Here is a 13,008-nt window from a genome sequence, read left to right on the forward strand (position 1 = left end):
GCGAGACAGGTTGACCATAGCGGCGTCAATGCATCCTGGACCCATGGTCGGCCATGGAACAAGCCGTAGTCCACCGCCTTTCCGGCTGCCCCCTACTGCTAACCCGAAGGCCGATGCCGGCAGGATGCCGGCGCCGCCTGCAGCGATGGAAAGGGATCGAATGCCCGCAGCCGGATCAAACCGGCAGCCATCATGCGCGGGATGATTTATCGCGCTGCCGATTGCGATTGCTTCGCGTTCGTTTCACGCGCGATCCGACGTGCAGCTTGACGCCACAGGCGCAGTCAGGGAAACAAGCCGCCTTCACCGCCTCACGGCCGCCCCTCGCTCGGCACTTCAGCCGCCTTGCTGAGCTCGCCCATGACGATCTGCGCGATCACGTTGGCCGGTGCCTGGCCGTCGGGCGCGGCAGCGGTGGTCGCCCACGTGACGATCGTCGTTTTCGTCGCCGGGTCGTAGCCCATGAAGGTATTGAAGCCCGGTATTTCGCCCGTGTGGCCGTAGAACGTGCCGAACTTCGCCAAACCCATGCAGTAGCTAGCCGACATCGGGTCGGACGCATCGGTCGGCGTACAGCTGGCGAGCCGCTGCGCCTGCAGGTCGGCGCTCAGGTAGCCGCCGCCGACCATCCGCTGCACGTAGGCGGCCAGTTCGGTCACCGTCGAAATGCCGGAGCCGGCCGTCCACGCCCACGACGTGTTGACACCGGTCACGTCGGTCGGCTGCAACGTGCCGTTCTTCGCTTCCGCCTGGCGTTCGGGCGACAGCGCGTCGCTGTCGGTCGTCTCCGCATTGGTGCCCCATTGATAGCCGTGCGGCGCGGGCGCCGGCAGCGCCGTATTCGCCTGCGGCGGGAGAAACGTATTGCTCAGGCCGAGCGGCGCGAACAGGCGCGCGTTCATCGCATCGGCCGCGCTCATGCCGGTGAGTTGCTCGATGATGAGCCCGAGCAGCACCGTGTTGGTGTTCGAGTAGCGGAAATCGGCGCCCGGCGCGAAATAGACCGGCTGGCCTTCGGCGATGTTCAGCAGTTCCGTCGTGGTCCAGACCTTGTCCGGCTGCGCATCGAGCGTCTGGTTGAACGCGAGGCTGGTCGAGTAGTTGTAGAGACCGCTGCGCATCCGCAGCAACTGCTCGATCGTGATCGTATTGCCGTTGGGCACGTTGGCGACGAACTTGTCGACGGTGTCGCCCAGGCTCAGCCTGCCTTCCTGCACGAGTTGCAGGATCACCGTGCCGGTCCACGTCTTCGTGATGCTGCCGACGCGAAAGTGCGCGTCGGTCGGGATCGGCGTGTTCGTGCCGCGCACGGCCGTGCCGAACGATTCTAGCCAGTTGCCCTGCGGCGACTGCACGTAGACGACCGCGCCGGCCGTCATCGTGTCCGACAGCAGTGCATTGATCTGCGGGCGCGCCGCGTTCGCGAACGCGGGCGCACCCGATGTGGGCGAACTGTCGCCGTCGCACGCGGACACCGTGAGCCCGATGACGATGGCCGGTGCGACGGCAACCATGCGCCGCACCAGCCGTTTCGCCGCGCGCGGCACGCACCGGAAGGTTGCTGAAGTAGCCATGGCGCGGTCCCTCCGGGTTTGTGACGAACGTCTTTCCTGCCTTCTCCAGAAACTATAGGACAGCCGCGTCGCGGCCGGCAGCGTGCGTTGCCGCCGGCCCGATTCGTCTTCGGAAAGCGATCCGGCCGCGCGCGTCACTGGAAGTGATGCACGTAGCGCAGCACCATCCGTGTCCCCTGCGGCCGGTTGCGCGCATAGGTCTCGAAGTACGCGTTGAACAGCAGGTGGTCGTGCGGCGAGAAGCTGACCATCGCGCCCGGCCCGATCGCGAACACGGCCTCCCGCGTGCCGGGCACGTCCTGACCGTTTTCCTTCATGTCGGTGGTCTGGCGCAGCCAGTAGCCGTTGAGCCCCAGGCGCAGGCCCGGACGCACTTCGTACTCGGTCGCGAAGTTCACGTGGATCGCCTGGCCGGCCTGAGTCGACGTCACGTCGGGGCCGAGCGACGCGGCCGGCTGATGGTTGGTCGCGTTCCACAGATAGTGCAGCCGCCACGACACGGTCCATTTCGGCGTGAGCCACAGCGTCGCCGCCCAGTACGGGTCGAACGACCAGAAATGACTGCCCGGGTTGATCGCGCGCGACGGATCGTATGCGCCGGTCGGCGCGATGAACTGGAATTCCACCCGCTGCGCGAGCGCGGGCCCTGCGCGCCCAGCACCGGATCGAACTGGATGAACGGGCCGATCAGCAGGTCGCCGAACCCGGCGCGCGCATTCAACGCGACATTGCCGATGCCGTCGTCGGTCCGCGCGGACGCGATCCACGGCAGGATCACGTCCAGGCCCGGATGCATGCCCGCGAACGTCAGCGGCGACTGATAGACGAGCTGGCTCAGCCCCGCGAACAGGTCGATGTCCTGCTTCGGCAGCCCGACCTTGTTGCCCGCGTTGTCGTTGACGCGGCCGGCCGTGTAGCACTGCAAATACTGCGTGCCGTACCAGCCGGAGCCGGCTGGCCGGACTGTCCGGATACTCCGGGTGCTGTCCGGATCGTGCGGCGGATTCCCCGATATCGGGAACGCATGCACGGCGCGGGTGCGATCGAGCATGACGGGAGAACTTCGATGGCGCAATTTTCGGAAACCGGCTGGCTGGCCGACGCCGCCTGTTTCAATCACGACAACCTGATGCTGCAGTCGAACGACGTCGACGAGGTGCGCGCGCGCGTCGCCGACGTATTCAAGGCGCACCGGCTCACGCCGACCGGCGAATCGCGTGCGCTGCACAGCTGCATGCATCACGCGCGCTGGGGCAACCTGTCGCTGAACCTGCTCGATTATGGCGGCGGCGTCAGCATCGAGCCCGGGCCGCTCGAACACTTCTTCCTGTTGCAGATCCCGCTGCGCGGCGACGCCGAGATCGAATGCGGTTCGACGCACTTCGTGTCGTCGCCCGGCACCGCGTCGCTGATCTCGCCGACGCTGCCGCTGAAGATGCAGTGGGGCGATGCCTGCCCGCAAGTGATCCTGCGCATCGAGCGCGAAGTGATGGAGCGCCATGCGCAACGACATTTCGGCGACGACCGGCGTGCGCCGGTCGAATTCGAGCCGGAGTTCAGCCTGTCGTCGCCGCAAGGGACGTGTCTCGCGCAGTTGCTGCCGGTCCTCGCCGGCGCGATCTCGACGGACGCGCATCCGCTGCGTCATCCGCGCGCGTTCGAGCAGCTCGAATCGACGCTGCTCAACCTGCTGCTGCATGGCCACCCGAACAGCGCGCGCAACGGCACGCGGCACTTGCCGGCGGTGCTCGCGCCGTTCTACGTGAGGCGCGTCGAGGAATACATCCGTGCGCATCTCGACGAGCCGCTGACGATCGAGCGGCTCGCCGAACTCGCTGGCGTCAGCCCGAGCACGCTGTTCGCGGGATTCCGCAATCGCCACGGGATCACGCCGATGGGTTTCGTGCGGCAGTTGCGGCCGCAACATGTGCGCGAGGAACTGCTGGCCGACGAGACGCCGGGGCTCGCGTCGGTGACCGACATCGCGCTGAAATGGGGCTTCGCGCACCTCGGGCGGTTCGCGATCGAGTACAAGCGGGCGTTCGGGGAGTCGCCATCGGCGACGCTGAGGATGCGGCGCGGGCGGGGGTGACCGGGCTTACGGCAGCGGCGCACCCCACACCGCCGTCACATCGCCGCCCAGCCGCCATTCGCTGAACGGGCGGCGCGGCGCGATGATCGCCGGCAGGCGGCGATCGTGAAAGCGCGCATAGTACGGTTCGACCCAGCTCAATTCATCGCGAAACGTCCACGGGAACAGGTCCTGCCTGACCGGCGTGATGGCCGTGAAGCTCGCGGGATTCTCCACCGCCGCGATCACGAGATTCGCGAGGCGGCCGATCGCGCCGTCGTTTTCCCGGTAGAGATCGATATGGCGCCGCTGCACGAGCTCCGCCGCGAACACGAGCGGCAGCAGCGCGAACGTGTGATAGTGCAGCGCGCGGTTGCCGCGCTTGACTTCCCGCGCGAGCGAGCCGTCGGGCCCGATGTCGCGAATGCCCTCGCGAACGCGCAGCAGCCCCGAGTCGACGAGGCCAGCGTTGCCGGTCACGGTACCGATGGCGATCAGGTCGAGTCCGGCCCAGTAGACGAGGTTGTTGTGCAGGTGGTTGATCGCTTCCGCATCGCGGGTCGCGATCGCGATGCGCTCGAGCCACGGATCGATCGTGTCGAAGCGCGCACGATTCGCATCGCGCACGTCGCGCGGCATGTGCAGGATCACCATCGCGAAATCGGTGCCGGCCCATGAGCGCTCGTAATGGCCCTGGTAACCCGAGATCCGGCCCATCAGCGCATCGGCCCGCGCCCAGCTTTCCAGCAGGTTCAATGCGCACGACCAGTCGCCGTGATCTGCCGCCGTGTTGAGCCGGGCGATGAAATCGCGCATCGGCTTCACGGCGCGCGCATAGCCGGCGGCGTCGTCATAGTAGCCGGGCGGATCGATCGTCGTGACGGCCGCCGGCAGGTCGCAGGCGTGGGCCGGCGGCGCGGCGCAGAATAACGCGCCCAGGGAGAGCAATACGGCGAACAGCGGTCGAGTCGACAGGCGGCGCATACGGTCCCCGGTGGTGACGGTCGTGACGCCGGGCGCACGTGGTCGACGCATCGCAATGCATCGTGCGGGGCCGTGTGGTCCGCGGCCGTTTCCGGGTCGAACGCAGTCTAGCGTTCCCGTCTTTCATCCGCCTTTCCCGGTGGCAGCCGACTCGATCGATGGCGTGCCTGCGCCGTTTTCGTTGCGCGATCACCGGATTCGACCGCCCACGTACTTTTTTAGAAGACCGCGCCATATTCGCCCGGTATGATCGCTGCGCTCGCGAACGACGCCACTGGCTATCGGATTCCGGCTCGCGCGCAATCGACATCACCAGCATGACAAAACAGGGCGGACGCCGTTCGATGCGTCGCGCCGCGAGCGGGCCGAATCGGCCACCAGCACGACGGAGCAGGGAACGATGGTAACGGGGACGAGTGCGGCGCGACGCGCGAGGGCGATCGCGGCCGGCGGAGCATTGTGCGTGGCGGCGGCAGGCAGCGCGCCCGCGCAGGCTTCGGGTGCAGAGGACGCGCCGCAGGCCGGCGCGGCAGCGGCCGTGCTGCCTGCCATCGACGTGAACGGAGCGGCCGACGGCGCGTCCGCCGGGCTCGTCGGGCGGCGCACCACGGCCGGCACGAAAACCGACACGCCACTGGCGGAGATCCCGCAAACGATCAATATCGTGACCGCGCAACAGATCGAGATGACCGGCGCGGCCGACCTGAACCAGGCGCTGCGCTACGTGCCGGGCTTCTCGACGTTCGGCGCCGACAGCCGGACCGACTGGTATGCGGCGCTGCGCGGCTTCACGCCGACGCTGTACGTCGACGGCGTGGCGGCGCCGAATACGGCCGTGATCGCGAACTGGCGCGTCGATCCGTACACGATCGATTCGATCGCGGTACTGCGCGGGCCGACGTCGGTGCTGTACGGCGCGGGCGAGCCCGGCGCGATCGTCGACGCCCATACGAAGCTCGCCGACGGCGAACGCGTGCGCGAGGCCGGCGTGCAGATCGGCAACGATGCGCGCAAGCAGGTCATGCTCGATGTCGGTGACAAGCTCGACCCGGACGGCAGGGTTGCGTACCGCTTGGTCGGCGTCGCGCGCGACGGTAACGCGGTGACGGGCCCGAACGGCGACCGGCGCGTCGCGCTGGCGCCGTCGTTCCGCTGGCGGCCGAACGCCGACACGTCGCTGACGGTCTCCGCGACGCTCCTGCAGGACAGCGGCGACATTTCGTCGAACTTCCTGCCCGCGTCGGGCACCGTATTGCCGAACCCGAACGGTCGCCTGTCGCAGGACATCTACATGGGCGACCCGTCGTTCAACGACTACCGCAAGAAGCAATGGTCGCTCGGCTACACGCTGGAACATCGCGTGAATGCGATCTGGACGCTGCACCAGGACGTGCGCTGGTCGCACCTGTCGCTCGACGATGCGACGGTGTTCGGCAACGGCTTCGCGCCGCGCAGCACGACCGACATGATGCGATTCGCGGGGCTGTTCCACCTCAACTACAGCCGGCTCGACATCGACAATCACGCGCAGGCGCGCTTCGGCACGGGGCCGCTCGAGCACACGCTGCTGTTCGGCCTGCAATTCGACCGGCAGACGACGACCAACAGCGTGTGGCTGGCGCTGGCGCCGTCGCTCAACCTGTACCGCCCGGTTTACCGGCCGGTGACGGCCGCGATCTTCTCCGGTCCGACGTCGCTCGGCCATGTCGACCAGTACACGGCGCTGAACGCGTTCGGCGTGTATGCGCAGGACCAGATCCGCTGGCAGCGCTGGACGATGACGCTGGGTGGCCGCGAGGATCTCGTGAACGCGTGCTTCGACGACCGGACGGCCGGCACGCAGGCGCAGCAGGACGTCAGTGCGTTCTCCGGGCGCGTCGGGCTCACCTATCAGGGTGACGCCGGGTTGTCGCCGTACGTGAGCTATTCGACGTCGTTCGATCCGGTCATCGGCGTGCGGATGTTCGGCGGCGGCTTGCCGAAACCAACGCGCGGCGCGCAGACCGAGGCCGGGCTGCGCTGGCAGCCGCCCGGCAGGAACCTCATGCTGAGCGCGGCCGTCTACCGGATCGACCAGACCAACGTCGTGACACCGACGCCGGTGAACCTCGACCCGACCGGTACGACATCCGTGCAGACCGGCAAGGTGCGCTCGCGCGGCATCGAGCTGAGCGCGGTCGGCAAGGTGACGCGCGAGTTGTCGATCGTCGCGTCGTATGCGTACCAGGACGTCAAGAACGTCCAGGCGAACGATGCGTCGCTGAACAACTGGCCGGTGTCCGTGCCGCTGCCGCGGCAGATGGCGTCGATGTGGGCCGACTGGACCTGGCGTACGGGCGCGCTGTCGGGGCTCGGAATCGGCGGCGGCATGCGCTACCAGAGCGCGTCGGCCGGCGCGCCCGACAATTCGCTGACGGTGCCGAGCGCGACGTTGTATGACCTGGCGCTGCATTACGACATGCCGCACTGGCGTTTCGCGCTGAACGTCGCGAACCTGTTCGACCGGCGCTACGTCAGCGGCTGCCAGTCGTACGCCGTATGCGTGTTCGGCAACGAGCGGACCGTGCTGGCCAGCGCGAAATACAACTGGTGATCGCGAGTTCGGCCAATGTGCCGAGCGTGCCTATGCGCCGCGTTGCGGCCCGCGGGTTGCGGCGCGCGAGCGCGCCTGGCGCTGGCGCCGCCATTCGGTCGGTGTGGTGCCGAAGCGTTCGCGAAAGGCCGTCGCGAAATTGGCCGGCGTCGAAAAGCCGATTTCCTTCGCGATGCTCGCAATGCTGAGTGTCGTCGAATCCAGCAGATCCTGCGCGATCCGCAGCCGCTCGTGCCGCAGGTACTCGAACACCGTCTGCCCGAGATTGTCGCGAAACGCGCGCGACAGCCGCTTTTCATGCGTGCCGACCGCGCGTGCCAGTTGCTCGACCGTCGGCGGGTCGTTCAGCGTGCGCGACAGGTGGCGGATCGCCGCGCGCACGATGATGTCGTCGTCCTTGCCGGCCACGAACGGGCCGTCAGCCTGCTCCGTATCGGCGGGCCGTTCGCGTGTCGTCCGCGCGAGTTGCACGCGAATCCGCGCGACCACTTCCGCCGGCTCGAACGGCTTCACGACATAGTCGACGCCGCCGATTTCCAGCCCTTCGAGGCGCTCATGCAACTCGCCGGCCACGGTCAGGAAAATCACCGGGATCGCGCGCGTGGCCGGATCGGCCGCGAGCAGCCGGCACGCGGTGAAACCGTCCATCCGTGGCATGCGGACATCCATCAGGATCAGGTCGGGCAACAGCGCCTGCGCGCGCTGACATGCCTGCATGCCGTCCGACGCGATGCTGATCCGGCAGCCCGTGTCGCGCAGGATGTCGATCAGCAAACGCAGCTGGTCGGGTTGATCGTCGACGACCAGGATATGGGCGTCGCTCAATGCGGAGATCGATGAAGGCATCGTGCACCTGTTCTGGAATGGCGGTTGGCTGCGTTTCCGCGGGTGGCCTGCCCGGTTCTGGGGAAACGTCGTGAGCCGCTCTTTGACGACGCAGACACGCATCGCACGCTCGCATCGATTCCGGAGATTGCCGGCATTGCGCGGCAGGCAACCGTTCGTCGCAAGCCACGGTGTTCGTTTTTTGATCACTGAGCCGGCAAAGACTCGGACGATTGCCGTGCTCGCGTGGTGAAGTTCGCGACTGCGGGAATCAATGCGACCGGAATTGTAGGAGCTTATTTCGAATCCCGCCACACGAGGCCGCTCTATTCGCATCATTCAGCTTTAGTGATATTAAAAATGGCGGTTTACGACAGGAATGCCGTGCGTTGATATAGGCCGGTACTCATGGTTTACGAGAACATCCGGCGCACAACCGATGCTGTCGGCCAGCTTCGAGATTATCGTTTCGAGATCGATTTGAATTTAAATCCGCTTTGGCAAAGTATTTATCCGACTCGCAAAACATTTCTATTAATTTCTGCGGCGCGGAATCGTTTGCGAGGCGCTGATATTTAATGCAAGCCATTGAATTTATTGAATTTCACAATCTATAAAGAATGTCGGCTTTAATAATTTAAGATCGTGTCCCATAATTCGTCCGAACTTTGAATGCCGGGTGGTACAGCGCAACGGAAGGCGCCGCAAGCGGTGACGGACGTTGTGCGATTCGAGTCCGGCGCATCAATTGATGCGCGTCCGAGCGAGTGCTCGTGGCACGGAAGCGAAACACCGGTTGCCGAAGATGAAATAAAAGAAGCGGGGTTGGTCGCGGTCGGCGCGACATCACATCAGAGGTGTTTATAACGGCAGGTCGAATCTCCGGATTCAGCCGGGGAAAGGCTCGCCCATAAACAGTATTACGTATTCCTGATGCAGTTTCCAGATTAACGGAACGGGCCGTAGAAAACGGCGTGCCCGGAGGCTTCGATCGTCCTGTCGAAACGAACGGTCGATGCAAGTCACCACCGATGTGGTCGGGCCGGATGCCGGCATCGGGTTCCGCACTGAAGTCGCAATCGCAATCGAAGTCGAAGCTGTCAATAAATGTAAGTAGTCCAAATTTAAACAAGACGCTATAAAACGGAGCAGAAGGCCATGAAGAGGAAGCAGATTTCGGCGCTCGCCGCCGCGATGTTCACGGGCGCAGGCGTGCTGATCGCAGGCGTCGCGCACGCCGACAATTTCGTCGACCGCGGCAACCCGGACAACGCGCTGACCGGGCAGTGCATCGACGGAACCAACCCGCTGTGCGTTGCAACGAAAAGCGGGAGCTACGTGGCGGTGAGTACCGCGAACGTGACGCAGGGCACGAATGCGAAGGCCGGCACCAGCGGCATCGCGATCGGCGACCAGTCGAACGCGAGCAGCAACGGCGGCAGCAGCAGCGGCGGCGCGATTGCGATCGGTGTCGGCTCGCAGGCGCTGGCGAACTCGTCCACCGCGATCGGCACGGTAGCCGTCGCGCAAGGCAACACGGCGCTGGCGATCGGCCGTCAGTCAGCCGCGATCGGCGATTTCTCGATGGCGTTCGGCAACGTCGCGGATGCGCACGGCACGAGCTCGATCGCACTCGGCCACTCGGCGCTGGCCAGTGGCGATCGCTCGATTGCGATCGGCGGCGCCAACCCGACGTCGAGCGATGGCGTATCGGCCGGCGCGTCGTATGACGCGGCGACGCAGACGCGCGCCGGCGGCACGCAATCGGTGGCGATCGGTGCGGGCGCGCAGACGAACGGCAACAACCAGGTCGCGATCGGGTCGGGTAGCATCGGCGCGAACAACGGCGGCACGCCGGTGTTCGGCGGCACGGCCGCACCGGTCGGCGGCGCGGTATCGTTCGGCGCGATCGGTAGCGAACGCCAGCTCAAGAATGTCGCGGCAGGCGCGGCCGATACGGACGCCGTCAACGTCCAGCAGCTGAAGAACGTGAACAACACACTCAGCACGGGCATCGGTAACGTCGATGCGCGCGTGACGTCGGTCGGCAATTCGCTGTCGACCACGATCTCGAACGTCGATCAGCGTGTGACCAACGTCGGCAACAGCCTCAGTACCAGCATCGTCACGGCAACGCAGAACGTCGTGAAGTACACCGACAACACGCATGCGGCGATTGCGCTCGACGGCGCCGGCGGCACCACGATCGGCGGCGTCGCGGCCGGCGTGGCCGATACCGACGCGGTCAACGTCGGCCAGCTGAAGGGCAGCGTCGCGCCGCTGCAGACGTCCATTTCGACGGCGGCCTCGAACATCACGAACCTGCAGACCAGCGTGAACGGCATCAACACGTCGCTGAGCACGGCCGCCTCGAACATCGGCAACCTGCAGGCGGCCGATACGCGCAACGTGAAGTACGACGGCGCAAGCGGCTTCGACTCGGTAACGTTCGCGGGCACGAACGGCACGACGCTGCACAACGTCGCCGATGGCAAGGACGCGCACGACGCGGTCAACGTCGGGCAACTGGGCGGCGGTCTCGCGTCGCTCAGCACGAGCGTGACGAACAACCTCAGCACGACGCTCGGCAACCTGAGCACGTCGATTACCAGCCAGATCGACAACGCAACGAAGAACGCCGTGCAGTACGACAGCGACGCGCACACCGGCGTCACGCTCGGCGGGACGGGCGCAGCGGCGCCGGTCGGCCTGCACAATGTCGCGGACGGGGTTGCCGCGAACGACGCCGTGAACGTGGGCCAGCTCGGCAAGGCGACCGACACGCTCAACCAGTCGATCACGACGGTCGGCAACCAGGTGACGACGAATACGGGCAACATCGCGGCGCTCCAGCAGGATGCGCTCCAGTGGAACCCGGGCCTCGGCGCCTACGATGCCAGCCACGGCGGCCATGGCCCGCAACGGATCAGCAACGTCGCGGCCGGCACGAACGGTACGGATGCGGTCAACGTCGACCAGCTGAGCGCGGCGATTCATGACGGCACGAGCCAGCTCGATGCGCTGGCCGTGAAGTACGACGATGCGAGCAAGCGGCAGGTGTCGCTCGGCGCCGGCAACGGCGGAAGCCCGGTGCACTTGACCAACGTTGCGGAAGGCAATGTGGCGGCCGGCAGCACGGACGCGGTGAACGGCGCGCAGCTGCGCCGCGCGACCGACGGGGCTGCGGCCGCGCTCGGCGGCGGCGCAACCGCACACCCGGACGGCTCGATCAGCGCGCCGTCCTACAAGGTCGGCGGCGGCTCGTTCAACAACGTCGGCGATGCGCTGACGAACCTCGACGGCCGCGTCGGCAGCAACACGACGACGCTCGAGAATCACGAAACGCGCCTCGGCAATGCCGAAACGAACATCGCGGGCAATACGGCCGCGATCGCCGGGCTGCAGCAGGACGCGCTGCAGTTCGACCCGACGCTCGGCGCGTACAGCGCGGCGCGCGGCGGTGCGCCGACGAAGCTGACGAACGTGGCCGACGGCAACGTCGCCGCGGGCAGCACGGACGCGGTGAACGGCGGCCAGCTGTCGGGCGTAAAGACCGCGCTCGAACAGCAGATCACGAACGTATCGAATCAGGCCGGCGAGGCCGTGAAGAACGTCGTCAAGTACGACGTCGACACGAACGGCAACCGGCTGAATTCGGTGTCGCTCGTCGGGGGTGATGTCAATTCGGCTGTCGTGCTCAAGAACGTCGCCGCGGGCACCAGCGATACCGATGCGGTGAACGTGAAGCAACTGAAGGACGTGCAGTCGAACCTCAACCAGCTCGGCGCGCTCGCGGTGCAGTACGACGACAGCTCGAAGAGTACGATCACGCTCGGCGGCGCAGGCGGCACGCGCATCACCAACGTGCAGGCCGGCACGCTCAGCGCCACCAGCACGGATGCGGTGAACGGCTCGCAGCTGTACGCGACCAACCAGCAGGTGTCGAAGAACACGACCGACATCTCGAACCTGCAGGGGAGCGTGACCAACATCGCGAACGGCAAGGCCGGCCTCGTGCAGCAGCAGGATCCGAACGGCGCGATCACGGTCGGGAAGGACACGGGCGGCACCAGCGTGAACTTCTCCGGCACGGCCGGCGACCGCGTGCTGACCGGCGTCGCGGCGGGCGTGCACGACAACGACGCGGTGAACATGGGCCAGTTCAACACGGCACTGCAGAACGCCGCGGCCACCGACAAGATCCGTGCGGCGGCCACCGATGCGAACACGACCTGGATCGCGCGCGCCGATGCGGGTTCGATCGGGTCGACGGCAACGGCAACCGGCAAGAACGCCGTGGCGGTCGGCCAGGGCTCCGTCGCCGATCGCGACAACTCGTTCTCGGTCGGCGCGAAGGGCAGCGAGCGCCAGGTCACGAACGTCGCGGCCGGGACGGCGCCGACCGACGCGGTGAACGTGCAGCAGCTGAACGACAACCTGTCGGCAGCATCGACGCAGGCGAAGGGTTACACCGACCAGCGCATCGGGCAGGTGTACAACTCGTTCAACGACCTGAAGAAGGACATGTACGGCGGCGTGGCATCGGCGATGGCGGTGGCCGGCTTGCCGCAACCGACGGGCGCGGGGCGCTCGATGGTGTCGGCGGCAACGTCGAACTATCACGGCCAGCAGGGCTTCGCGGCCGGGTACTCGTACGTGACGGAGAGCAACCGCTGGGTCGTCAAGGCATCGGTGACCGGCAACACGCGGTCGGACTTCGGCGCGGTGGTCGGCGCGGGTTATCAGTTCTAACCGGCGCGTTTCAAGTGATGTAACGAACAGCCTGTCTCTCATGCGAGTGACAGGCTGTTTTTCTGTGTGGACCGGTCGGCGTGTCATGGACACTCACGACACCGATCCCGCCCAATATCGGCCCGCAGCTTTCCGGATGAATGCCGGACTTTCCCGCTATCGCCGGTCGCGCAGCGTTGAGCACGAGCCACCGGCAATGCAGGTGACGC

At 66.2% G+C, this 13,008-nt stretch carries 6 protein-coding genes and 1 pseudogene; 3 read left to right on the plus strand and 4 right to left on the minus strand.

Annotated features, from left to right (window positions below):
- Positions 1 to 311: 311 nt before the first annotated feature.
- Positions 312 to 1,574, minus strand: a complete 1,263-nt coding sequence (locus tag U5809_RS01575) for a serine hydrolase domain-containing protein (protein ID WP_322085198.1) — start codon at positions 1,572 to 1,574, stop codon at positions 312 to 314.
- Positions 1,575 to 1,708: 134 nt separating this feature from the next.
- Positions 1,709 to 2,532, minus strand: a pseudogene (locus tag U5809_RS01580) (transporter); the annotation flags it as partial.
- Positions 2,533 to 2,640: 108 nt separating this feature from the next.
- Here U5809_RS01580 and U5809_RS01585 point away from each other — a divergent pair.
- Complete coding sequence (locus U5809_RS01585; protein WP_322085199.1) at positions 2,641 to 3,666, plus strand: AraC family transcriptional regulator; 1,026 nt, start codon at positions 2,641 to 2,643, stop codon at positions 3,664 to 3,666.
- Positions 3,667 to 3,672: 6 nt separating this feature from the next.
- Here U5809_RS01585 and U5809_RS01590 read toward each other — a convergent pair whose 3' ends face one another.
- Positions 3,673 to 4,680 (minus strand): mannuronate-specific alginate lyase, encoded by a 1,008-nt coding sequence (locus U5809_RS01590; RefSeq protein WP_322085200.1) that lies wholly within the window; start codon positions 4,678 to 4,680, stop codon positions 3,673 to 3,675.
- A 349-nt stretch (positions 4,681 to 5,029) separates the two neighbouring features.
- Here U5809_RS01590 and U5809_RS01595 point away from each other — a divergent pair, with 349 nt between their 5' ends.
- A complete protein-coding gene (locus U5809_RS01595; protein ID WP_322085201.1) occupies positions 5,030 to 7,222 on the plus strand; it encodes a TonB-dependent siderophore receptor in 2,193 nt (730 codons plus the stop codon).
- 30 nt (positions 7,223 to 7,252) lie between these two features.
- On the opposite strand, the gene U5809_RS01600 is transcribed toward U5809_RS01595, so the two are convergent.
- Positions 7,253 to 8,068, minus strand: coding sequence for a response regulator (locus U5809_RS01600; RefSeq protein WP_322085439.1), 816 nt, complete (start codon positions 8,066 to 8,068; stop codon positions 7,253 to 7,255).
- Between the two features lie 1,137 nt (positions 8,069 to 9,205).
- Between U5809_RS01600 and U5809_RS01605 the strand changes: the two genes are divergently transcribed.
- Positions 9,206 to 12,799, plus strand: a complete 3,594-nt coding sequence (locus U5809_RS01605) for a YadA family autotransporter adhesin (protein ID WP_322085202.1) — start codon at positions 9,206 to 9,208, stop codon at positions 12,797 to 12,799.
- The last annotated feature ends 209 nt before the right edge of the window (positions 12,800 to 13,008 follow it).

Source organism: Burkholderia sp. BCC1999 (genome assembly GCF_905339975.1).
Taxonomy (GTDB): Bacteria; Pseudomonadota; Gammaproteobacteria; order Burkholderiales; family Burkholderiaceae; genus Burkholderia.

Excerpts from the sequence above, each read along its gene's own strand:
- U5809_RS01600 (WP_322085439.1), bottom strand. The coding sequence starts at position 8,068 with ATGCCTTCATCGATCTCCGCATTGAGCGACGCCCATATCCTGGTCGTC.
- U5809_RS01585 (WP_322085199.1), top strand. The coding sequence starts at position 2,641 with ATGGCGCAATTTTCGGAAACCGGCTGGCTGGCCGACGCCGCCTGTTTC.
- U5809_RS01595 (WP_322085201.1), top strand. The coding sequence starts at position 5,030 with ATGGTAACGGGGACGAGTGCGGCGCGACGCGCGAGGGCGATCGCGGCC.
- U5809_RS01590 (WP_322085200.1), bottom strand. The coding sequence starts at position 4,680 with ATGCGTCGACCACGTGCGCCCGGCGTCACGACCGTCACCACCGGGGAC.
- U5809_RS01605 (WP_322085202.1), top strand. The coding sequence starts at position 9,206 with ATGAAGAGGAAGCAGATTTCGGCGCTCGCCGCCGCGATGTTCACGGGC.
- U5809_RS01575 (WP_322085198.1), bottom strand. The coding sequence starts at position 1,574 with ATGGCTACTTCAGCAACCTTCCGGTGCGTGCCGCGCGCGGCGAAACGG.